A 21636-nucleotide genomic window follows, 5' to 3' on the forward strand; every position below is an offset into this window, starting at 1 on the left:
TTGTTTAGCCTTTAGATATGCTTTTTCTAATTTAAATTTAAATTAATATTTTTTTTGAATTTTATAAAGATAAATCTTAGCTTTAGGCCAAATTTAAGGGTTTTATAGTATAAAAGTAAGTAGGTAATATACATGGAAGATTACAATAAGATTATTGAGTCGCTTGGGGTGCGATTCATTAAAGCTAAAAATCTGGTGTTGCAGCAGCCGTTTACGGTGCGCAATTACTACGATGTTGGTAACAATTTGATTCTGCTCCATAAGGGCAGCATCTTTTTCGGCAACGAGGAACAGATGGTAGATGAAGGGGAACTTCTATTCATCCCGGGCGGCCGAAGCACAAAAGTTACCTATGGGCCGTCAGGCGATGGAAAATCCATCACAAACGACGACCTGATCACGAACCGCGAGAAGTTCTTCAGAAGCAACAACGATCTTGATCTGATCGGTGATGCAGAGGAGAGCCACAGCTACGTGAGCTTCGAGGCCAAAGTGTTCGACTCGGTTAACTTTTTCGCTTCGCTGGACCTGCCAGCGTTCCTGATCTCTAACAACAGCAAGCTTGCCAACCTGGTAATCAAAGTGGTGGAAGAGAACATGCAGGAACTGCCGGGCAAGGAGCGCCTGATCACGCTGTATACCGAGCAAATCGTGGTAGAGATCGTGCGCCATATCCTGCGCAACCGTATGTTTGTCGAGCAACTGGCCACAAACAGCACCTACTTCAAAGATCCTCGCCTCATCGACCTGTTCAACTACATCAAGGAGAACATCGGCGGCGACCTTTCCAACAAGGTGTTGTCTAACGTGGCCAACGTATCGGAGGACTATGTGGGCCAGTACTTCAAAATGCTGACCGGCATCAACCCGCAGGATTATATTGAGTACCAGCGCATGGAGCGCGCGGTGTTCCTGCTTCGCACCACGAAGAAGAGCATTCGCGAGATCGGCAAGGAAGTGGGCTACAAAGACACCGCTTACTTCTGCCGTCGTTTCAAGATGATGTTTGGTATACCAGCCGGCAAGATGCGCCGTCGCGAATCAGCGATGAACATCTAAGGCAACATTGTAAGAAGAGACAAGTGAAGAAACCTCGGCCAGAAAGCCGGGGTTTTTTTCAATGTGGTTCCCGATCACGATCACGTCGGCACCAGCCTCTAAAGCAGCCTTTGCTTTCTCGGTCGTGTTGATGCCGCCTCCCACCACCACAGGCACATCTACCGCCTCACGCACGGCAGCAATCATCTCGGGGGCCACGGGCCTGTGCGCGCCACTGCCGCCATCCAGGTAAATATACCGCAGCCCGAGCAACTCGCCGGCCAGGGCCGTGCAGGCCGCAATGGCAGGCTTGTCATACGGAATCGGGATGGTACCGCTCATATAGGACGCCGTGGTCTGGCGGCCGGTGTCTATCAGCATATAGCCGGTGGGGTATACGCGCAGCTTGCTGGCCTTTAGTGTAGGGGCGGCAAGCACGTGCTGGCCGATCAGGAAGTCTGGGTTGCGGCCTGAGATGAGGGAGAGCAGCAAAATGCCATCCGCCGCCTTGTCGATGTGCTGACTGTTACTCGGGAAAAGAATGACGGGGGTAGAAGTGTGCTCTTTCAGAAGCCGGATGATACCGGCCTGGTTTTCGGTGGTGATCAGGCTGCCGCCCACGAAGAAGAAATCCACGGAGTGGTCTGCGGCCAGGGTGATAAGATGCAGGCAGGAGGCCTCCGTGAGATTGTCGGGGTCGAGCAACACCGCGAAGTGCTTCCTGCCTGTTTGGTGTGGGGTGTGGCGAAGGTCTTTAAATGGCATCCTCTTTTGGAACGATATACTCAGTTGTCTCTATCTCGGTAACTTCTGCAGGCCTTGCTGCAATATCGTTATTTTCAGAGACACTATGTAAGTATTCTTCCAGCTTTTTGCCCGCATACACCAACAGGAAGGCCACAGCCTGCTGTGTCAGCACTTTGGCCACGGCAGAATCTCGAAGGCCGCCGGTGGAGGCTTCTGCTTCTGCTTCGTCTTCAGCGGGTGTATGGGCGTGGTGCATCCGCTCCGAGGAGAGGGTATACCCGTCTTCCTGCTCGTGCAGCATCGAGTCATAGTCGATAATAGGCGTGGAGACCACATGCACTACGGACGGTTGCTCGCCCTTTTCTTCCTGCTTTTTAAGCTTCGCCTTCTTCTTTTTTTCGGCCTTTACGGTTTTGTCCTTTTTTTTCCCGCCGCTGAACATGCGCTTCAGCAGGTAGCCCGCCAGGAGAGCGCCGCCAGCCATTGCCGCTTTCTTGCCAATTTCCTGGCCCTGGGATTTGATCTGGTCCACGTCGCCCATCAGGGCATTTTTATACTCTTCCTTCTGCCGCTCCAGAAACTCCCGCTCGTTGTTGAAAATAGGGTTGTATAACTCGCTCATATGTTTTTCTCTCTTTTATCGGATTTATAAATTGTGTTGTCGAACGCCTTGTCGGCGATACCCTGAAACACCTTCTTGTCTAAGCCCACTACGAGCACCACCAGCATAATGACATAGACAAGTGCCACGATGCCAAAGCCCCAGAAAGAGCTGTCGAGCAGGTGGTTGAGTACCAGGCCCAGAAAGATGCTCACGAAGATCACGCTCATGAAGGCGGCAAAGCCAAGAAGTGCGATGTGGATGGAGCTGACAAAAGCCCCTTTCAGCTTTTCCTGTATTTCCAGCCGTATAATGTCAATGCGGGTGTCCATGTAACCCATCAGGTTCTCGATGAGGTTGTGGTTTCGTTCCCGTGTGCCGTTGTCTTGTAATGCCATAGTTTATTTCAGCTTTTGTAGCGTTTCACCTATATACGAGGGTATAAATAAAAATTTGCGTAATATATGAGAAGTTAGAAATGTAGTACGGAAATTGAGGTATATTGTCCGGGTTTAGTTAAATTTATCGTTGACTTTTTCAGCGTTTCATCTATTTGGATTACAATTTCTATAGCATTTTAGGGGTAAGCCCGGTTGCCTCTGCCAAAGAAGTGAAGGTTGCTTACAAGCAACTCGCGCTTAAATACCACCCCGACAGGAATCCCGGGAACACGCGGGCTGAGGAACTGTTTAAGCTCGTGAACACGGCCTACCAGACCCTGTCTAACCCGACCAAGCGCGCCCGCTACGACATCCGCCTGCAACTGCAGCGCCAGCGCCAACATGCCATGTCGCAGCGCCAGGTTACCTACCACGACCCGCGCTACGCGCCTACGCGCCCACCGGCAGGCGTGGCCGAGCGCCACTACCGCAAGATAAAGCGCAAAGACAACCGCTTCTCGCGCAAAGACTGGTACATCACGTTCGGCTTTGTGGCGGGGCTTTTCTTTTTCAGCCTGCTGCTGAAAATGGCCATGGACCACATCACAGGCGAGGACAAGTACAAGACAGCCCTGACTTATATGGGCGACGGAAAATACACCAGCGCCCACCGCCTGCTCACCGATGCCATTCATTTCATGCCCGATAATGCGGCGGCCTACGAGGCCCGTGCAGACATCGCGCTCAACAACTTCGAGGATTACAAAGCGGCCCTGCGCGACCTGGATAAGGCCATTGCCTTGCGGAGTCGGCCCTCGGCCCAGCTATACTATATGCGCGGGCGCTGCAGGCAGCAACTGGAGCAGTATCAACTGGCCCAACAGGATCTGTCGAGAGCCATTGAACTGGACGCAGAACTTTGGGTGGCCTATCTGGCGCGTGGAGAGGTGCGCCTCTTTTACCTGAAAAAGTATGAGGCGGCCATCGCGGATTTATCTGCCTTTCTAAAAAACAGCGGCAAGGGGCCGGCTCGCGTGAGTGCCCTAACCTCGCGGGGCTTTGGCTATTTCAAGCTGGGGGATTATGTGCTGGCAGAGCAGGACTACCGCGAGGTGCTTGCCCTGGACAAGGAAAACGGGCGGGTATACTACCTGCTGGGGCGGCTGGAGCTGGCGCAGATGCAATCAGACACAGCCTGTGCCCATTTCTCGGAGGCTTACCAACTGGGCTATTCGGCGGGCCTGGCCGAGTACCGCGCCAACTGCGAGAACTGAGCATGCATAGCGTTACGCTGGCTGCGAAGAGGGGAGGACTGCGGTGCAATTAAATTTGCAGCCCACGCGCGCAAAACACGGTTAGCAGAACAAGCGAAAAGGCCTTTAAACAGAAAACCCCCACGTTTTCACGTGAGGGTTTGCAGTGGTGATGATTGGAATCGAACCAACGACACAAGGATTTTCAGTCCTTTGCTCTACCAACTGAGCTACATCACCAGCTCTTGTTGTGTCCCCCTTTTCCGTAAGGGTATGCAAAAGTAGCAACCAATTTTGAAGTAGCAAATATTATCCTGAAAATTATTTTAAAAAATGCCCCAGCGTACATTATTCTCAATATTCTGCTATCTTTAGCTATAAATTAGTATGTATAACGAATAGTTTGCCGTGATAGGAATAGAGAACATTGTCTTTTTGCTTGTGGCTGCCCTGGGCATTGGCCTGTTTGTGTGGCAGATCCGCAAAATCCGTAAAAACGTGCTCTTGGGCCGCGATGTGGAGTTGGCAGACAACCCCTCGGAGCGCATCAACAAAACGCTGCTGGTAGCCTTTGGGCAGCAGAAAATGTTCAAGCGCATGCTGCCGGCGGTCCTGCACCTGTTTGTGTATGTGGGCTTTTTGGTGATCAACATCGAAGTGATCGAGATCCTGATCGACGGCATTTTCGGCACGCACCGCATCCTGGGTTTCGCGGGCATACTCTACAGCGGCCTGATGGCTGTGAACGAGGTGCTGGCGGCGCTGGTGATCGTGGCCTGCGCGATTTTCCTGTGGCGCCGAAACGTAACCGAACTGCCCCGCCTGAAAGGGGTGGAGATGCGCGCCTGGCCAAAGATGGACGCCAACATTATCCTGATCGTGGAGATTGTGCTTATGGTGGCGCTGTTCGTGTTCAATATCTCCGACCTGAAGCTGGCACAGCTGCGAGGCGCGCACATAGCGGGCGCATACCCCATCAGCTCGCTGCTGGTGGATGCCCTGGGCAGCGACGAGGCATCGTTGCATGTGATCGGGCGCGTGGGCTGGTGGTTCCATATACTGGGTATCCTGGCGTTTATGAACTACCTGCCAAGCTCCAAGCACTTCCATATCATCATGGCGTTCCCGAACGTGTATTACTCTAAGCTGGTGCCCAAGGGCAAGTTCACGACCAACCCCGCCATTACCCAGGAAATTAAAGCGATGCTGGACCCCAGCTTCCAGCCGCCTGCTCCTGAACTGGACGCCGAAGGCAACCCGATCATCCAGCGCTTCGGTGCCAAGGACGTGGAGGACCTGACCTGGAAGCAGCTGATGGACTCCTATACCTGCACCGAGTGCGGGCGCTGCACCTCGGTGTGCCCGGCCAACCTGACAGGCAAGCTGCTCTCGCCGCGTAAGATCGTGATGGACACCCGCGACAGGATGGAGGAGAAAGGCGAGCACCCGGCTATATACCACCCCAACCACTACAAGGAAATGGGGGTAGAGCGCGTAGACGTGACCGAGGAGAAGACGCTGCTGCGCGGCTATATCACGCCGGAGGAACTGTGGGCCTGCACAAGCTGCAACGCCTGCGTGGAGTCCTGCCCGGTAAATATCGACCAGCTGTCCACGATCATGGACCTGCGCCGCTACCTGGTGTTGGAAGAGTCTGCCGCCCCGGCCTCGCTGAATGCCATGTTCACCAACATCGAGAACAACGGCGCGCCATGGGCCTTTTCGCCTTCAGACCGCTTCAACTGGGCCGATGAGTTGTATGTGCCAAGCAAGAATTAAGTTTTAGACATAAGACATTAGACACAAGATTTTAGACTGTATTAAAGGCGAAGGCAAATTTCTAAGAGAATGTCTTGCGTTTTATGTCTTGATACTTGTGTCCTTTTCAAAAAGAATCAGATGGAAGAGAATAAAAGATTAGTGAAAGTGCCAACCATGGCCCAAATGGCTGCGAACGGCGAGGAGCCGGAGATTCTGTTCTGGGTGGGATGCGCCGGGGCCTTCGACGACCGTTATAAAAGAGTAACCCGTGCCTTTGTGCAGATACTGGAGCACGTGGGCGTGAAATATGCCGTGCTGGGCACCGAGGAAAGCTGCACCGGCGACCCGGCCAAGCGCGCGGGCAACGAGTTCCTGTTCCAGATGCAGGCCATCACCAACATAGAGGTGCTGAATGCCTATAACGTGAAGAAGATCGTGACGGCCTGTCCGCACTGTTTCAACACGCTTAAGAACGAGTACCCAGATTTAGGCGGCAATTACGAGGTGATTCACCACTCCACGTTTCTGCAGCAGCTGATTAACGAGGGCAAGGTGGCAGTAGCGGGCGGCGAGGCTTTTAAAGGCAAGCGCATCACTTTTCACGACTCCTGCTACCTGGGCCGCGCGAACAATATCTACGAAGCGCCCCGCGAGGTGCTGGCCGCGCTGGATGCTGACCTGGTGGAGATGAAACGCAGCCGCGCGAACGGCCTTTGCTGCGGCGCAGGCGGCGCACAGATGTTCAAAGAGCCGGAGCCGGGTGCCAAAGACATCAACATAGAGCGCACCGAAGAGGCACTGGCCACACTGGGCACCGCCGGGAAAGGGGTGATCGCCACGGCTTGCCCGTTTTGCATGGTGATGATGAACGACGGCGTGAAGAACAAGGAACAGGAAGAGAACGTACAAGTTTTCGACATCGCAGAACTGATCGCGCAAGCCGAGGGGCTTGGGAAATGATTGTTGGCTGGTAATTGTTGATTGCTAAATCGTTAGTTGTACAAAATCATATATAACTCTCCATTTAAAATTCAGATCATATATAATTTGATCCTCCCCTTTGAAGCATGTAACTATATTGGAATGAAGCACAAAGCCATATATGGAGGAGATAGTAAGCGATATGCATTCTAAAAGGCAATCAACAATTTAACCATGCAGCCATTTAACCATATAGCCATTTAACAATCAGCAATCAACAAGTAATATGTATATTCCTCTGAACGAATTGCCGCCCCATGCCCGCCTCTGGATATACCAGGCCAACAGGGCGTTAACGGCAGATGAGCAGGCTAAAATAAAACCAATGCTGCAGCGTTTTGCAGAAGAGTGGAGCAGCCACGGCCGGGAGTTACAGGCTTCGGCGGAGCTGCTGCACGACCAGTTTCTGGTGCTGGCCAACAACGAGACGGCCTCCTCGGCCAGCGGATGCTCCATTGATAAATCCGTGGCTTTTGTGCGCGAGCTGGAGCAACTGCTGCAGGTAACGTTTTTTGACCGTACCCGGCTGGCTTTTCTGAAGGAGGGCGAGGTGGCGCTTGTGGGCATGCAGGAGATGAAAGGCAAAGTGGCCGCAGGCGACATTGATGAGAACACGCTATATTTTGATACTCTGGTAAATAATCTCGGAGAGTTACAGGCGGCCTGGCCACGGCCAGCCGGCACCAGCTGGCTTTCCCGTTACTTCTGATCCGGCCATACCTTAAAAAGACTTGTTCATGCATTCAACGCTGCGACTCCAATATCCCGTGCGACAACTGAAAACCCTAAGCGCCTTCCTATTGCTGCTGCTGTTTTTAAGCGGATGTGCTGGCCAGTACCTCAGCAAAGGCGATAAACGCTTTGGAGAAGAGCAGTATGAGCGGGCCATAGAATTTTACAAGCAGGCACTTCCCAAGGCAGGCAATGCCGGGCTGGTAAACTACAAGATTGCGGAGGCCTATCGCCTGTCGAATCGGCTGGCGGAGGCATCGCCCTTCTACAAAGCCGCGCTAGACGCCAATTTCCGCAAAGAAGACACCTACTACTATTATGGGATGGCCCTGAAAGCTAACGGGCAGTATGAAGAGGCCCTGCGACAGCTAAAAGACTATGCGCGCATTGGCACCAGCACACGGCTGAAGGCACTTGCCGTACGCGAGGTGGAGAACCTGAGCACGCTGAGCACCATCCTGCAGAAAAGCTCGCCATACAGTGTTCAGAGCCTGGAGGCCCTGAACACGGAGGCCTCGGAGTTTGCGCCATACGTACTGGAAAATGAGCTGGTCTTTTCCTCCACACGCGGGCCTGGCAAAGAGTATATGGGCAACGGAGAGGGTTTTCTGAACCTATACGCCACTACCCTCACCGACTCTGCCGCCGAGATGGGCGGCGCTGTGCGGGCTTATGAGGGCATCAACAAAGAAAACATACATGATGCCCTGGCTACCTTCACCAACGAAGGCCGCACCATGATTTTTGCCCGGGGCAACGAAGGCACCAAGAAAGGCCGCCAAAACGTGGACCTCTTCCTCTCCAACCTCCGCTCCGGCACCTGGACCGAGCCCCAGAAACTGAGCATCAGCGACCGGGATGCCTGGGACTCTTCGCCGGCTTTCTCGCCGGATGGCAAGACGCTTTACTTTTCCTCCAACCGCAAAGGTGGCCTGGGCGGAAACGACATCTATAAAACAACCCTTGATGACAACGGCCGCTTCTCCAGACCGGAGAACCTCGGGCCGGACATTAACACGCCGGGCAACGAGAGCTTTGTGTCGGTAGGCCCGGATGGTACACTGTACATTGCCTCAGACGGCTTGCCTGGGCTGGGCAACCTCGATTTGTTCCAGGTTGAGGACGGCAAGCCCGTGAACATGGGCCCGCCCATCAACTCGCCGGGCGACGACTTCGGGATATACATAGGCAAGGGCAACATGGGCTTTTTCTCCTCTAACCGATCAGGCGGCAAGGGCGGCGACGACCTCTACCGGTTTGTGAAAAGCGCCCGCAAGCAGGTCAACTTCTTTGTGGATGGAACCCTCTACCAGCTTCGGGACGGGGCCCGGCAGCGTGCCACGGTGCCAAACAGCGCAGTGGTGCTGCAAAGCGAGCGGGGTGAGGTGCTGCGCACCGCTACCACAAACGCGAACGGGCAGTTCACATTCGCCCTCGACTCGGCCACTGCATACGCTTTAGTCGCCGAAAAGTCCGGCTTCTTCACGGCCCGCCAGCAGATCACGACCGTAGGCAAAATGCCCACGCAGGAGGAACTGACAGCAGAGCAGAACGAAGTGCGCCTGACGGCAACACTGGTGCTGAATGAGATTGTGAAGGAGAAGGCCATCGTGCTCGACAATATATTCTACGACTTCGACAAAGCCGACATCCGTCCGGATGCCGCATTGGAGCTGGACAAGCTGGTGCAGGTGCTGAAAGACAACCCCGGCATTTCGATAGAGCTGAGCTCGCATACCGATGCCCGGGGCACTGACGCCTACAACCAGGATCTGTCGCAGCGCCGCGCCGAGTCTGCCGTGGAGTACATCATTTCGCAGGGCATCGACCGCGACCGCATTACGGCGAGGGGGTATGGCGAGAGCCGCCTGGTAGTGAAAAACGCCACCACAGACGAAGCGCATCAGCGCAACCGCCGTACCGAATTCAAGGTGGTGCGTATACAGGAGTAATCAGTGTAGCGCTACAAGCAAAAAGAGCCGCAGGAGTTAACAACTTTTGCGGCTCTTTTGGTATCGTGGCACAGGGTAAGGTTGCGTTGGCTGTGGGGCTGTGTTTTGAAGAACTGGAGTGGGAACTAAACATATCTATATGAAAGCAATCCATGGTTCAGAAATGCGGCGGCCAAACAGCGGGGCGCCAATGTTGCTCCTGTTTAGCACGTTAATTCTTGCTCCCAGCAAACTCATCGCACAAGAAAGGCATTTCACGCCGCCTGCCCTGGCCATGCCGCTGCACACCCAAAAGAATCAGCTGCACGCATCAGCGGGGGTAGGCCGTGGAAGTGATCTTGCCTTATCGTATGCTTTTAGCAACCACATGGCCGTTTTCGCGACGGGCATACGCAACAGCGGAAGGGCAAGACGCATGACTTTGCTGGGAGGAATGTTAGGAGGAGGCCCCACCTTCTACGAGCAGGATGATTGGGCTTATACGGGAGGCATCGGGTACTTCTGGAAACCTGGCACCAACTCACCGAGACTATTTGAGACCTATATAGGAGCAGGCAGGTTCTTTGTTGGTAACTACCGCCACGCTGGAAAAAGAGGCGGATATTTTAGCTCAAGAACAAAGACGAACTACTCAAGCCTATTCTGGCAGTTTAGCAATAGCAGGAAGATGAATAAATTTGAAATAGCCTATGGGGCGAGGCTCTCCTACTCAAATTACGATGACTTGTATTTCGAAAACGACGGAGGGATGTATAAGCCAACTGTAGCCAAAGGGCTATGGGGTATAAACATAGACCCTGTGGCAAGTTGCAGTTACCTGTGGCATGATTTTAAGCTCAATGGCCAGGCCGGGTTCTCGTTGCCGGTTTTTGAGGCAGCGGCCGAAGAGACCCGTACCGAGTATTATTTAGGGGAAGAAATTGTAACCACGGAATCAGCCAAATATGCCTTAGGGGCGTTGCTGGTGAGGCTGAGTGTGCAGTATACGCTTAACTTCAGCCCTAGGGTCACCCAGTAAACTCCCTGTGCTTCAGGCACTCGCTTGTAGTGCTTTTGGGCATTCAGGGAGTTTGCCGCAACTGCCCCGTCAGCTCCTCGCAGATGCGAACCAACTAACTTCCCTCATCTTATCAGGTATTTTACGCTGAGTCCCACTGTATTAATCCGTGAGAAGCCGATATAGTTGAAGGTGTCGGTATTAAGCCCTAGGAGCGTATGGCGGTAATCAAGAGATAGGGCAAGCGGGACTTTCGGAAATGTGTATTCTACCCCGATAGTTGACAGGAGCACGGCGCCAACCTGCATGTCTTGCCTTTCAAAGTACCGGCCACGACCGATGCCTACTGCGCCCACGCCAATGCCTGCATAAGGCCGCAGCCGATTGGAGGTAAGCAGTTGGGGTTGCCACAGATAGTGCAGAGAGGCCTGGAAAGATTCCTGGAAGCCCAGCTTGCCCACCTGCAACTCCAGTGCGGTTTCCGGTTTTACAAAATACTTCAGTCGTAGCTCGGGCAATGTGCCTGCAGGGCCACCAGTGCTGACCCGCAAGCCAGCAGAAAACTTGTAGGGCGCCACGGCCTGAGGTCTGGAGGTGGGTATATCTTGGGCGCGCAGGGGAGAGGCTGCCAGCGCCAACGCACTCAGCAAGGGGAGAATCAGTTTGTTTTTCATGGGGATTCAGGGTTTATAGGATGGTTTATATATAGCAGGAGCCAAAATGGGGAGGAATGGTTGCAGGCAGCATCGGAAAACAGTGAGACACGATATCTGCTTAATTTATACCCTTTCCTGGCGCGAATGCCGCCGTCTTTCGTAATTTTGTAGGCAAACCATCCTGCGTTATGGAAAATAGATATTTGCGCCGCGGCGTTTCTGCGTCCAAGGAAGATGTGCACAACGCCATCAAGAACATCGATAAGGGCCTTTTCCCGAAGGCTTTCTGCAAAATCATACCCGACATCCTGACCAACGACCCGGAGTATTGCGCTATCATGCACGCCGACGGGGCCGGCACCAAATCATCGCTGGCCTATATGTACTGGAAAGAGACCGGCGACCTGAGCGTGTGGAAAGGCATTGCCCAGGATGCCGTGGTAATGAACACGGACGACCTACTGTGCGTGGGCGCGACAGATAACATCCTGCTTTCCTCCACCATCGGAAGGAACAAGAACCTGATCCCGGGCGAGGTGATTGCCGCCATCATCAATGGCACCGAGGAAGTGCTGCAGATGCTCCGCGACAACGGCGTGGGCATATACAGTACCGGTGGCGAAACCGCTGATGTGGGCGACCTGGTGCGCACCATCATCGTGGACAGCACCGTGACGGCCCGCATGCGCCGCGACCAGGTGATCTCGAACCATACCATACAGCCCGCCGACGTGATCGTGGGTTTCGCCTCTTATGGGCAGGCCACTTACGAAGACGAGTACAACGGCGGTATGGGCAGCAACGGCCTCACCTCGGCCCGCCACGACGTGTTCCATAAATACCTGGCGGCATCCTACCCTGAGAGTTACGACCACGAGTTGCCCGCCGATCTGGTATACTCGGGCAGCAAGCGCCTGACCGATATCGACAAGGAAACGGGGCTGGAGATAGGCAAGCTGGTGCTGTCGCCAACCCGCACGTATGCGCCCATTGTGATGGAGATACTAAAGGCACACCGCCAAAACATACACGGTATGGTGCATTGCAGCGGCGGCGCGCAAACCAAAGTGCTGCACTTCACCGACAAGGTACACATCATCAAAGACAACCTGTTCCCGGTGCCGCCCCTGTTCCGCATTATTCAGGAGCAGAGCCACACCGACTGGAAAGAGATGTATAAGGTGTTTAACATGGGCCACCGCCTCGAGATATACCTGTCCGAGGAGCACGCCCAGGACCTGATCGACATCTCGAAGGACTTTGGCGTGGAGGCGCAGGTGATTGGCCGCGTGAAGAAAAGCAACAGCAACGAACTGACCATCCGGAGCAAGTACGGCGAGTTTTATTACGAAGGATAAATCGCGCATTAAATTTTACGGAGCCAGCATTGTTTGGCTGGCGATAAAGTACAGACCACAGGCAAAGCGCCTGTGGTTTTTTTCTGCGGTTGATGTTGCAAAACTCCTTTCGGTTGCCAAAAAGAAAGTGCATTGACGGGCATATTTAGGCAGTATTCGAATATTCTTCTTAGCGGATAGATGCCTTTCCCATGTTACAAAGCCCTCGAAAAAGGCTTTTTATATAACAAAGCTGCGACATACATTTCATCACGCTTCACCATTCTGTTTTATGAAAACAGCTTTGGCAGCGCTTGCTTTTTTAAAGCGCATCTGCTAAAGGCGCAGCTCCCTATGAAAACACTTATATTTCTATCGCTCTCTCTATTCTTGTCGCTTTCAGCAACAGCCCAATCATCTCCAGCACCTGATTCTACAGAAAGCAAGTACTTTGTGGGGCTAAACCTGAGCAGTAACAGCTATCCTGTTATGGGCGAACGAAAATACAAAACTTTTGGTAGCGTTATTCCGATTGCGAACTTGTATTATGGCTATCGGCTTAGCAAAAGAGCAACAGTGCAAGTTGGCATTGGATACGGTGCAAATGCATCTGGAGGAGGGTGGTACAGCGAATATGTATCAGCTGACAGCATCTATGAGGTGTATGACTACAAACGCATACGAGGAATAGCTCTGCCCATCACGTTTAAATTCACGCCATTCAATCCGCACAAGCGGCTGCAGCTTTATGCCCATGCCTCTCTGTCCCCGATTTTTGGCCACATTAAGGCCAATGCGATAATGAAATACGAAGGCGCAGAAACGGTGCTGTACGATGAACAGTCCCTGACTTTTGACCTAATCGCCACCAGCGGCCTGACCCTCAACTACCGCGTCAGCAAGCGCCTGGATCTATACGCGGATGCAACGCTGCTCTACAAGAACTTCTACTTCAGCCGTCCGGCCTGGAATTATTATGAGGGCAAATCAGCAGGTATAGGTATAAACTACAACCTAAAGTAGCTCTCTCTACTCTGGCATAATAATTGGCTTTATCGGAAGTATAAGCTAAACCCTATACTTCCGATGAAAAAGCTTCTACTTCCGCTCCTGCTGGTGCTGCTGGCCTTGCCGGTATTCGCACAAAACGCCGTCGTTACCTTCACCGCCGAACGGGGCGAGGCCTTCTACCTGAAGCTCGACGGCCGCACCATCAATCCTACCGCCACCAACTTTGTGCGCATAGCGCCGCTGCGGCCGGGCATGCATTACGTGGAACTGAAAGTCAGGACGCGGCAGGGGCTATACCAGATGGGCCAGCGGATTTTGGTGCCCGATGGCGTGGAGGCTACCTATGTGGTGCGTACCCACGGCAGAAGCGGCAAAGCCTACCTGCGCCTGGTGAGCGAGGTGCCCCTGGCGCCGCCCATCGGCAGGCCCTTGCCCCGCTACCCCGACCGCTACGAGGACTATGACCACCCCAGCCCCCGCGATCCATACCCCCCGCGCCACGACGACCGCTATACCCCTCAGTGCCATAATCTTTTAACAGGCCGCGAACTCGACCGACTGCTGGGAACCATGCGCAGCCGCAATTTCGAGCGCACCAAACTGAGCATCGCCCGCGACGCCGTGCGCAACAGCAGCCTCATGGCCGAAGACCTCAAGCGCATCCTGCAGGAGTTCGACCATGAAACCACCCGCGTAGAATTCGCCAAATACGCCTACGATTACCTCTGCGACCGCGAGCACTTCTATTACATCTACAACCTCTTCCGCTTCGACAGCAGCGTGCGCGAACTGGAGGAGTATAGCAGCCATTATTGAGTTATAAAGTTTGGGAGGTATGGAATTAGAAAGTTTAAATTTGAGAAGGGAATTCCTTAAAACTCGCTCAATCTTTAGAATTGGGTGTAACAATAAGGCTGAGTCTGTGACTCAACTGGGCCGCAGGCACAAGAAAAGCATTGCACGGATGGGGATGAAGTCGTGATCTTCAAAAAGCAATACCTACTCAGTTAATTACGAGCTTAAACGGAACCAACAGGTTTGGCCCTTAGAGCCAGTCGAGTCGCAGACTCGACATTATAAAAAGGCACAATTCTGAAGAATTGCGCCAGCTTTCGGAGTAGCTAATACCAGATTGAATTAGCAATGACTTATACAAAAATTTAGAAAGGGATTGTTGGCTTATTTAACCACTAATTTCTCCTGGGTTATACGTCATCCTTGAATCAATCTGGTATAAATCCCCCCTTTCAGGTATACTTTAACAAGCCAAAACCACTAAAATCAAAAAAGCCGCTCCCGGATATCATATCCAGGGCGGCTTCTTATTAGGAGTGACATAAAATTCACTCATTCAAAATTCAGTTATTCAAAATTACCTCAGCCTATCCACTGACCGTACCAGATCCTCATCGCGCTTGATGAAGCGGTTGGAGAGGGCGTTGAGCAGCAGGGCCAGCAGCGGCATATAGAAACCGGCGTGGTAAGAGCCGTTATCGGCAGCCTGCACCATGTCGGTGCCCACATACAGAGCGTAGTAGAGCGTGGTGCCGATGAGGGCAGCCACAACCAATGTGTTCAAAAGGCCGAGTTTCATCTGCGTCAGGCGGCTTTTGTACTGGAAAATCTCGTAGGCGGCAACAAGCGCGGCGGCGATGGCCAGTATACCGATGGCGAAGGTGCCGTGCTGTGGAAGCGTGCCGGGTGCAGTAGGCTCGCCAGCTTCGCTCAGGATGGTAGACTTGAGGTTCCAGGCCGAAAGCACGACGGTTTCGCCGGTAACGGCATCCGTTTTAGACCAAAGCGGCAGAAAAAGCATGGAAACCATCGCCACAATTAGCAGGAACAGAAATACGGTTTGAATTCTTTGTATCATAAAGGGGTTAATTTAACTTGCAATTACGATGCAAAATTAGACAAAGACCTGTAAAACAAAAATCAGATGCACACAGCTTATATTGTTGATATACTCAGAACCCCGGTTGGTAAGTTTGGCGGTGCCCTGAGCGCGGTGCGTCCCGATGATATGGCGGCGCATGTGCTGCAGGCAATCATCGCCCGCAACCCCAGCCTGGACCCAACCTTGATAGAGGACGTGGTGCTGGGCGCTGCCAACCAGGCTGGCGAGGACAACCGCAACGTGGCCCGCATGGCGCTGTTGCTGGCTGGCCTGCCCAAAGAGATTGGCGGCGTGACTGTGAACCGCCTGTGCGCTTCCGGCCTCCAGTCGATTATCGACTCTTCGCGGGCGATCTCGTGCGGCGATGGCCAGGTATACCTTGCCGGTGGCGTGGAAAGTATGACGCGCGCCCCTTTCGTGATGGGTAAGTCGGAGACGGCCTTCGGGCGCACCGCCGAGGTATACGACACCACCATTGGCTGGCGCTTCATCAACGACAGACTCTCGAAACTGCACTACCCCTTCGGGATGGGCGAAACGGCTGAGAACGTGGCAGAGCGCTACGGGATTTCACGTGAAACGCAGGACGAGTTTGCCCACAGCTCGCAGGTGAAGTACAAAGCAGCGGCCGACGCAGGCAAGTTTAAAGACGAGATCGTGCCGGTGTCCATACCTCAGCGTAAAGGCGGGGATATCGTGTTTGATACCGACGAGCACCCGCGCTTGTCGTCGGTGGAGAAGCTGGGCAGCCTGAACCCGGCCTTTAAGAAAGGGGGCAGCGTAACGGCAGGCAACTCATCGGGTATAAACGACGGCGCTGCCGTGTCGATCGTGGTAAGCGAGGAAGTGCTGAAGCGCTACAACCTCACCCCGATGGCACGCGTGGTGTCGGCGGCCGTGGCCGGTGTGGATCCGGCGCACATGGGCATCGGTCCGGTGCCAGCCACCCAAAAGGCCCTGAAGCGCGCCGGGCTGACCGTCAACGACCTCGACCTGATCGAACTGAACGAGGCTTTTGCCTCGCAGGCGGTGGCCTGTATGCGCGAACTGAACCTCGACCCGGCAAAAATAAACGTGAACGGCGGCTCTATTGCCATCGGACACCCGCTTGGGGCCAGCGGCACCCGCATCTCCGCCACCTTGCTCCACGAGATGCAGCGCCGCGACAACGTGCGCTACGGGCTGGCCACTATGTGCGTGGGCGTGGGCCAGGGCGTCGCGGTGATCTACGAGAAGGTATAAAATCGTGGCAGGAGACACCCACCCTGTGCGTGTCTTCAGAAGTAAGTTAAAGACAAGCTCACGGCCAAAGATCATACAACCCGCAACTGATTCGAACGTGCGGGTTGTATTATTTTATACCTTTGCCATATGCGTTATTTCTTAGAGATCGCCTACGACGGGACGCGCTACCACGGCTGGCAAACACAGCCAAACGCCCTGGCGGTGCAGCAGGTGCTGGACGATTGCCTGAGCAAGGTGCTGCGGCAGTCCATTAGCTCGACAGGCAGCGGCCGCACCGATACCGGCGTGCATGCCAGCCAGCAGTTTGTGCATTTCGACGCGGTGCAGGAGCTGGATACCCAGCAGGCTGTGTTCCGCCTCAACCGCATCCTGCCCAACGATATCTCAGCGGTGAATTTATACCGGGTGCCCGACGATGCCCACGCCCGCTTCGACGCCCACGCCCGCACGTACCACTACCATATCACCTTTGCCCGGAACCCCTTCCGGCGTTTCCATGCCTACTACCACAGCCGCTCTCTGGATGTGGCGCAGATGAACGCGGCGGCCGCCAGTCTTTTGGCACACGAGGATTTTACCACTTTCAGCAAAGTAAAGGGCGACACCAGGCACTACCGCTGCAACATCTACCAAGCGGTATGGCAACAGGAGGGCGAGGAACTGGTGTTTACCATCCGGGCCAACCGCTTTTTGCGGGGCATGGTGCGCCTGGTTGTCGGCACACTGGTAGACGTGGGCCGGGGCAAGCTGACGGTAGCGCAGTTTGAGCAGATCATCGCTAGCCAGGACCGCAGCAAGTCGAGCGGCGCGGCACCGGCAGAAGGCTTGTTCCTGGCAAAAGTGGAGTACCCGGAGCAGCTGCTCTAAAGACCTCACAGTGTTTGCAAAACCTGTGCGTGTCTGCTGCCGCCAGCCTTCGCGAGGCGTGTATGAAGCCGAAGGCCACTGCCTTGCCGCAGCCAAGGTGCCACAGGCCTGAGCAAATTCCGCACATCGCACAAATCCTGAAAACCCTTCCCGTAAAACTATTAACTTTACAGCCGGTTACACAGGAGGCCCTAAGGGCTTCAAACTCTGCAATCAATTATATATTGATTATACTATATTGGAAGATAAACCTAAAAACACAGGTAAGGCATTCGACTCGGATGTGCTGAAGCGGCTCTTCACGTTTGTGAAGCCCTACATCCGAATCTTTTACTTTATCATATTCCTCACATTTGCCTCGGCTATACTGGGTGCCCTGCGCCCTTTCCTGATTCAGTATACCGTAGACCACGAGATCCTGAACAACGACTGGGATGGCCTGAACCGCATGTTCGTGATCCTGGGCGTGCTGCTGGTGCTGCATGCCATTGTGCAGTACCTCCATACCTATTTTGCGGGCTGGCTCGGGCAGAACGTGGTGCGCGACATCCGCATCAAGCTATACCGCCACATCCTGGACCTGCGCCTCAAGTTCTTCGACCGCACGCCCATCGGCACGCTGGTCACGCGCAACGTGTCGGATGTGGAGACGCTGTCGGATGTGTTCAGCGAGGGATTGGCGGCCATGATCGGCGACATCCTGCAGCTGGTGTTCATCCTGGGCTTTATGTTCTACATCGACTGGGAGATGACGCTGGTGAGCCTTTCCACGTTCCCGATCATGATCATCAGCACCTATATCTTTAAAGAGAAGATAAAGGGCACGTTTCAGGAGGTGCGCACGGCGGTGGCAAGGCTGAACTCGTTTGTGCAGGAGCATATCACGGGTATGAGCATCGTGCAGATCTTCAACAACGAGGACCGCGAAATGGACAAGTTCAAGGCCATCAACAAAGAGCATACCCGCGCCAACATCCGGTCGGTACTGTACTACTCTATCTATTACCCGGTGGCGGAGATTATCGGGGCGGCCGGTCTGGGCCTGCTGGTATGGTATGGCGCGCACGGCGTGATCGAGAACGAGACCTCGCTGGGTACGCTGATGGCGTTTATTTTATACATCCAGATGTTCTTCCGCCCGATTCGGATGATCGCTGACCGGTTTAACACGCTGCAGTTAGGTGTGGTGAGCACCGAGCGCCTCATGCGCCTGCTCGACAGCAAAGAGCTGATTGCCGACAACGGGACGTATGCGCCCGAGAAGATAAAGGGAAACGTGAGCTTCCGGAACGTGTGGTTTGCCTATCAGGAGGAGGAGTGGGTGCTGCGCGACATCTCGTTTGAGGTGAAAGCCGGGCAGAGCATTGCCTTCGTGGGGGCCACAGGCGCGGGCAAAACATCCGTGATCAACCTCCTCAACCGCTTCTACGACATCAACAAAGGACATATAATTATAGATGGGCACGACTTGCAGGAGTATGACCTGAGCGTGCTGCGCCACCACATCGGCGTGGTGCTGCAGGACGTGTTCCTGTTCTCGGGGTCTATCGCCGACAACATCACGCTGGGCAACAAGGCCATTACCGCAGAGCAGATATGGGAGGCCGCCGACATGGTGGGTGCGCGCAAGTTTATTGAGCGCCTGCCCGGCGGGCTGAATTACCCGGTGATGGAGCGCGGGGCCACCCTGTCTGTGGGGCAGCGCCAGCTGATCTCGTTTGTGCGCGCCATGGTGTATAATCCCGAGGTGATTATCCTCGACGAGGCCACCTCCAGCGTAGACTCCGAGACCGAGGAGCTGATCCAGTTTGCCATCGACCGGCTGATGCATGGCCGTACCTCCATCGTGATCGCGCACCGCCTCTCTACCATCCAGAAGGCAGACAAGATTATTGTGCTCGACAAAGGCGAACTGAAGGAGATAGGCAACCACGAGGAACTGCTGGAGCACGACGGCTACTACGCGCAGCTCTACAAGATGCAGTACAAGAACATGATCGATTTATGAAAAAGCTCTTTTACATAACAGCCGGAATCGCCACCATCCTGCTGGTGCTGTATACCTATATTGGCGGCTTTACGGCGCCAGAAGTTTCCCTCACCACCTCCGAAACCCTGTATGTTGCAGGGCAGCCATACCATGGGGCCGTAGACGACGCGGCGCTGGGCAATGCGTTTAAGAGAGCTGCGGAGGCGCTGGACAATAAAGAGTTGGAAGGCGTGCCCGGCAACATCTTCTACAACGACCCGGATAAGAGCGGAGACAGCCTGCGGGCCTTTATCGGGGTGATCATCCCAGACGCAACCGTAGCCCTGCCTGCGGGGTATGAGTTGCGCACGGTGCCGGGTGGCCGCCAGGTGATACACGTGGAGGTGAACGCCAACATTGCCATCGCCCCTAAAAAGCTGTATGGCGCCGTGGCAGACTACGCCAAGGAACAGGAACTGCAGTTCGAGGATTTCTATGTGGAGTGGTACCCGGCCAGCGACAGAGCGGTAGTGGAAGTGCCCGTAAAACAATAGCTGCACAGCATTTCGTAAAAACATATAAAACGCTATATTTGAGTGAGGCTGCGGGTTGTCTGACCAGCGGCCTTCTACCATAGCGGCAAAATTTTGGGCAAGAAAGCAGAGGCGAAGAAAGAACTCATACTACAGTCAGCGAAAGCGGTGTTTGGCAAGCTGGGGTACAGCAAAGCCACGCTGGACGATATCGCGGAGGCGATCGGTATGAAAAAGCCGTCGCTGTACTACTATTACAAAAGCAAGGAGCTGCTGTTTGTCGAGGCCTTTTCGGAAGAGTGGCGCGAGAGCCTGTCGCGCATCAAGCGCATCGCCGACGAGGAGGCAGACCCACGCGAGCGGCTGCTTTTATACATCCGCTCGTCGCTGCGCTACTACCAAAAGATCGTGACGCAGCATACCATCTCCATCAGGGTGCTGATCGAAACGCGCGTTACCTTCCAGGAGCTCTTCCGGGAGTCGCGGGGCAAGGAGACCAACTACTACGCCTCTGTGATAAAGGAGGGAATGGAGCGGGGTGTTTTTGTGCCCTGCGAGGCCGAGCGGGTAGGCTACTCGATGATGGTGGTGAAAGACCTGATCCAGTTCGAGGAGTTCCAGCGGGCCGACTTCCATAAACTGCCTTCCATCGATTTCGAGAAAATTGAGCACGATGTGCTGTTTACCATCAACCTCATCCTGAGCGGCATCAGCAAAACTTGATTGCTGGTTGTTGATTGCTGAATGGTTGAATGGTTGGATGGTTGAATTGTTATGCCAATATCAATTGATCAGCTCTTCTCTGGCGCAAGCGTCCGCTTGTGCCTCACCATGAGTTTAACCTGATAATTAAGGCACAAGCGGACGCTTGCGCCAGAACAGTGAAGCTGTTGGAAAGTTGATTGGGTAGCCCCTGAGGGGGTATGGCAGTTTGTATCAATGCTGCACGAAAATACCCCAAAACGCAAAACCCATTCGGTAATGGTATAAATTGTTAGTGATTAAACCATCAGTAGAGTATACTACAATATGAAACAAAAATGCAGCGCCTGATTTGCAGGCGCTGCATTTTTTATGTTCAGTATATCTCAGGACTTAGGCCGGCGAGAGTTGTTTGGTATGTTCCTTTCAGCTGCCAGCCACTAAAGTGAATCTTAACAGCTATTCAATTTAAACATTCAACCATTTAACACTCAGCTTAATGCGCCGCTTTGTAGGCATCCAGCTTAGCTTTTAGCGCGTCCACATCGGCGTGGTGCCCTTTGGCTACCTCGGCGGCGTCCAGTTCCTGCAGCATTTCTTTCATCTGGCCCAGGTAAGCGGCTTTGTCTTTCTTCAGGAAGCCTTTCTGCCCGTCCTTGCAGGTGCCGTCCTCGCTCATCGGTTTAAACATGCTTCCCTCGCCATATATAAGCCATTGGGTGTTCAGGTCGTCGAAGTGTTTCACTATCGCCACGAGCTCGTCTAAGGCGTAGTTCTGCCCGCAGATAATGTTGGAGAGTGTGGTTTCGTCGCTGCCGGTCATGGCCTTTAACTGTTCCATTTCCAGTTCCTTCAGGTTGGTGTAAAACCTGAACCTCTTACCGATTTGTTGTAAATCAACAGCCATATACAAGGTGTGTTTGGTTTTTCAGAATTGCTATACGTGCTTATAACAGAATCTGCTTTAAAAAAATCCC

At 53.7% G+C, this 21636-nt stretch carries 21 protein-coding genes and 1 tRNA gene; 15 read left to right on the forward strand and 7 right to left on the reverse strand.

All coding sequences use genetic code 11. The features are described 5' to 3' along the window. Window positions 1-132: 132 nt before the first annotated feature. Complete coding sequence (locus MKJ04_RS18380) at window positions 133-1059, forward strand: AraC family transcriptional regulator (RefSeq protein ID WP_241643132.1); 927 nt, start codon at window positions 133-135, stop codon at window positions 1057-1059. Here MKJ04_RS18380 and MKJ04_RS18385 read toward each other — a convergent pair. From MKJ04_RS18385 to MKJ04_RS18395, 3 genes are read right to left on the reverse strand one after another with little or no spacing between them, the layout of a single operon-like run. Next, window positions 1042-1803, reverse strand: coding sequence for a geranylgeranylglyceryl/heptaprenylglyceryl phosphate synthase (locus MKJ04_RS18385; protein WP_241643133.1), 762 nt, complete (start codon window positions 1801-1803; stop codon window positions 1042-1044). The two genes, MKJ04_RS18380 and MKJ04_RS18385, sit on opposite strands and share 18 nt — an antisense overlap. Next, window positions 1793-2407 (reverse strand): hypothetical protein, encoded by a 615-nt coding sequence (locus MKJ04_RS18390; RefSeq protein WP_241643134.1) that lies wholly within the window; start codon window positions 2405-2407, stop codon window positions 1793-1795. Before MKJ04_RS18390 ends, MKJ04_RS18385 begins: the two co-directional genes overlap by 11 nt. Then, a complete protein-coding gene (locus MKJ04_RS18395) occupies window positions 2404-2784 on the reverse strand; it encodes a phage holin family protein (RefSeq protein ID WP_241643135.1) in 381 nt (126 codons plus the stop codon). The genes MKJ04_RS18390 and MKJ04_RS18395 overlap by 4 nt, the downstream gene beginning before the upstream one ends. Before the next feature lie 155 nt (window positions 2785-2939). Between MKJ04_RS18395 and MKJ04_RS18400 the strand changes: the two genes are divergently transcribed. Beyond that, window positions 2940-4040 carry a J domain-containing protein gene (locus MKJ04_RS18400; protein ID WP_241643136.1) on the forward strand — a complete coding sequence of 367 codons (1101 nt, stop codon included), beginning with the start codon at window positions 2940-2942 and terminating at the stop codon, window positions 4038-4040. Window positions 4041-4186: 146 nt separating this feature from the next. Here the strand turns inward: MKJ04_RS18400 and MKJ04_RS18405 are convergent. Next, window positions 4187-4259, reverse strand: a tRNA-Phe gene (locus MKJ04_RS18405). Window positions 4260-4427: 168 nt separating this feature from the next. Here MKJ04_RS18405 and MKJ04_RS18410 point away from each other — a divergent pair. From MKJ04_RS18410 to MKJ04_RS18430, 5 genes are all read left to right on the forward strand, one after another. Beyond that, window positions 4428-5798, forward strand: a complete 1371-nt coding sequence (locus MKJ04_RS18410; protein WP_241643137.1) for a 4Fe-4S dicluster domain-containing protein — start codon at window positions 4428-4430, stop codon at window positions 5796-5798. Between the two features lie 156 nt (window positions 5799-5954). Further along, a complete protein-coding gene (locus MKJ04_RS18415) occupies window positions 5955-6740 on the forward strand; it encodes a (Fe-S)-binding protein (RefSeq protein WP_241643174.1) in 786 nt (261 codons plus the stop codon). Between the two features lie 247 nt (window positions 6741-6987). After that, complete coding sequence (locus MKJ04_RS18420) at window positions 6988-7470, forward strand: hypothetical protein (RefSeq protein WP_241643138.1); 483 nt, start codon at window positions 6988-6990, stop codon at window positions 7468-7470. Window positions 7471-7498: 28 nt separating this feature from the next. Then, the gene (locus tag MKJ04_RS18425; protein WP_241643139.1) at window positions 7499-9445 is read left to right on the forward strand and encodes an OmpA family protein; all 1947 of its coding nucleotides are present in this window, start codon (window positions 7499-7501) and stop codon (window positions 9443-9445) included. Window positions 9446-9584: 139 nt separating this feature from the next. Continuing rightward, the gene (locus MKJ04_RS18430) at window positions 9585-10463 is read left to right on the forward strand and encodes a hypothetical protein (RefSeq protein ID WP_241643140.1); all 879 of its coding nucleotides are present in this window, start codon (window positions 9585-9587) and stop codon (window positions 10461-10463) included. A gap of 104 nt (window positions 10464-10567) precedes the next feature. Here the strand turns inward: MKJ04_RS18430 and MKJ04_RS18435 are convergent, their stop codons facing one another. Then, a complete protein-coding gene (locus MKJ04_RS18435) occupies window positions 10568-11116 on the reverse strand; it encodes a hypothetical protein (RefSeq protein ID WP_241643141.1) in 549 nt (182 codons plus the stop codon). A gap of 170 nt (window positions 11117-11286) precedes the next feature. Here MKJ04_RS18435 and MKJ04_RS18440 point away from each other — a divergent pair, with 170 nt between their 5' ends. From MKJ04_RS18440 to MKJ04_RS18450, 3 genes are all read left to right on the forward strand, one after another. Further along, window positions 11287-12456 (forward strand): AIR synthase related protein, encoded by a 1170-nt coding sequence (locus tag MKJ04_RS18440; protein ID WP_241643142.1) that lies wholly within the window; start codon window positions 11287-11289, stop codon window positions 12454-12456. Window positions 12457-12636: 180 nt separating this feature from the next. Beyond that, on the forward strand, window positions 12637-13458 hold the full coding sequence (locus MKJ04_RS18445) for a hypothetical protein (RefSeq protein ID WP_241643143.1): 822 nt from the start codon (window positions 12637-12639) through the stop codon (window positions 13456-13458). A 63-nt stretch (window positions 13459-13521) separates the two neighbouring features. Next, window positions 13522-14262 carry a DUF4476 domain-containing protein gene (locus MKJ04_RS18450; protein ID WP_241643144.1) on the forward strand — a complete coding sequence of 247 codons (741 nt, stop codon included), beginning with the start codon at window positions 13522-13524 and terminating at the stop codon, window positions 14260-14262. Window positions 14263-14818: 556 nt separating this feature from the next. Here the strand turns inward: MKJ04_RS18450 and MKJ04_RS18455 are convergent. Further along, window positions 14819-15319, reverse strand: a complete 501-nt coding sequence (locus tag MKJ04_RS18455; RefSeq protein WP_241643145.1) for a DUF4293 domain-containing protein — start codon at window positions 15317-15319, stop codon at window positions 14819-14821. Window positions 15320-15385: 66 nt separating this feature from the next. Between MKJ04_RS18455 and MKJ04_RS18460 the strand changes: the two genes are divergently transcribed. The 5 genes from MKJ04_RS18460 (at window position 15386) to MKJ04_RS18480 (ending at window position 20680) form a co-directional block, all read left to right on the forward strand. Next, window positions 15386-16585 carry a thiolase family protein gene (locus MKJ04_RS18460; RefSeq protein ID WP_241643146.1) on the forward strand — a complete coding sequence of 400 codons (1200 nt, stop codon included), beginning with the start codon at window positions 15386-15388 and terminating at the stop codon, window positions 16583-16585. A gap of 129 nt (window positions 16586-16714) precedes the next feature. Further along, entirely contained in the window at window positions 16715-17455 is a 741-nt protein-coding gene (gene truA / locus MKJ04_RS18465) for a tRNA pseudouridine(38-40) synthase TruA (RefSeq protein ID WP_241643147.1), read from the forward strand. 238 nt (window positions 17456-17693) lie between these two features. Then, on the forward strand, window positions 17694-19463 hold the full coding sequence (locus MKJ04_RS18470) for an ABC transporter ATP-binding protein (protein WP_241643148.1): 1770 nt from the start codon (window positions 17694-17696) through the stop codon (window positions 19461-19463). Then, window positions 19460-19978, forward strand: coding sequence for a GyrI-like domain-containing protein (locus MKJ04_RS18475; protein ID WP_241643149.1), 519 nt, complete (start codon window positions 19460-19462; stop codon window positions 19976-19978). Before MKJ04_RS18470 ends, MKJ04_RS18475 begins: the two co-directional genes overlap by 4 nt. A 93-nt stretch (window positions 19979-20071) precedes the next feature. Continuing rightward, entirely contained in the window at window positions 20072-20680 is a 609-nt protein-coding gene (locus MKJ04_RS18480) for a TetR/AcrR family transcriptional regulator (protein WP_241643150.1), read from the forward strand. Window positions 20681-21155: 475 nt separating this feature from the next. Here the strand turns inward: MKJ04_RS18480 and MKJ04_RS18485 are convergent, their stop codons facing one another. After that, window positions 21156-21566, reverse strand: coding sequence for a hypothetical protein (locus MKJ04_RS18485; RefSeq protein WP_241643151.1), 411 nt, complete (start codon window positions 21564-21566; stop codon window positions 21156-21158). Between the last annotated feature and the right edge of the window lie 70 nt (window positions 21567-21636).

It is taken from the genome of Pontibacter sp. E15-1, from assembly GCF_022601975.1.
Taxonomy (GTDB): domain Bacteria; phylum Bacteroidota; class Bacteroidia; order Cytophagales; family Hymenobacteraceae; genus Pontibacter.

Coding starts and splice junctions, on each gene's coding strand:
- MKJ04_RS18380 (WP_241643132.1), top strand. CDS start 133: ATGGAAGATTACAATAAGATTATTGAGTCGCTTGGGGTGCGATTCATT.
- MKJ04_RS18385 (WP_241643133.1), bottom strand. CDS start 1,803: ATGCCATTTAAAGACCTTCGCCACACCCCACACCAAACAGGCAGGAAG.
- MKJ04_RS18390 (WP_241643134.1), bottom strand. CDS start 2,407: ATGAGCGAGTTATACAACCCTATTTTCAACAACGAGCGGGAGTTTCTG.
- MKJ04_RS18395 (WP_241643135.1), bottom strand. CDS start 2,784: ATGGCATTACAAGACAACGGCACACGGGAACGAAACCACAACCTCATC.
- MKJ04_RS18415 (WP_241643174.1), top strand. CDS start 5,955: ATGGCCCAAATGGCTGCGAACGGCGAGGAGCCGGAGATTCTGTTCTGG.
- MKJ04_RS18420 (WP_241643138.1), top strand. CDS start 6,988: ATGTATATTCCTCTGAACGAATTGCCGCCCCATGCCCGCCTCTGGATA.
- MKJ04_RS18425 (WP_241643139.1), top strand. CDS start 7,499: ATGCATTCAACGCTGCGACTCCAATATCCCGTGCGACAACTGAAAACC.
- MKJ04_RS18430 (WP_241643140.1), top strand. CDS start 9,585: ATGAAAGCAATCCATGGTTCAGAAATGCGGCGGCCAAACAGCGGGGCG.
- MKJ04_RS18435 (WP_241643141.1), bottom strand. CDS start 11,116: ATGAAAAACAAACTGATTCTCCCCTTGCTGAGTGCGTTGGCGCTGGCA.
- MKJ04_RS18440 (WP_241643142.1), top strand. CDS start 11,287: ATGGAAAATAGATATTTGCGCCGCGGCGTTTCTGCGTCCAAGGAAGAT.
- MKJ04_RS18445 (WP_241643143.1), top strand. CDS start 12,637: ATGCCTTTCCCATGTTACAAAGCCCTCGAAAAAGGCTTTTTATATAAC.
- MKJ04_RS18450 (WP_241643144.1), top strand. CDS start 13,522: ATGAAAAAGCTTCTACTTCCGCTCCTGCTGGTGCTGCTGGCCTTGCCG.
- MKJ04_RS18455 (WP_241643145.1), bottom strand. CDS start 15,319: ATGATACAAAGAATTCAAACCGTATTTCTGTTCCTGCTAATTGTGGCG.
- MKJ04_RS18460 (WP_241643146.1), top strand. CDS start 15,386: ATGCACACAGCTTATATTGTTGATATACTCAGAACCCCGGTTGGTAAG.
- truA (WP_241643147.1), top strand. CDS start 16,715: ATGCGTTATTTCTTAGAGATCGCCTACGACGGGACGCGCTACCACGGC.
- MKJ04_RS18475 (WP_241643149.1), top strand. CDS start 19,460: ATGAAAAAGCTCTTTTACATAACAGCCGGAATCGCCACCATCCTGCTG.
- MKJ04_RS18485 (WP_241643151.1), bottom strand. CDS start 21,566: ATGGCTGTTGATTTACAACAAATCGGTAAGAGGTTCAGGTTTTACACC.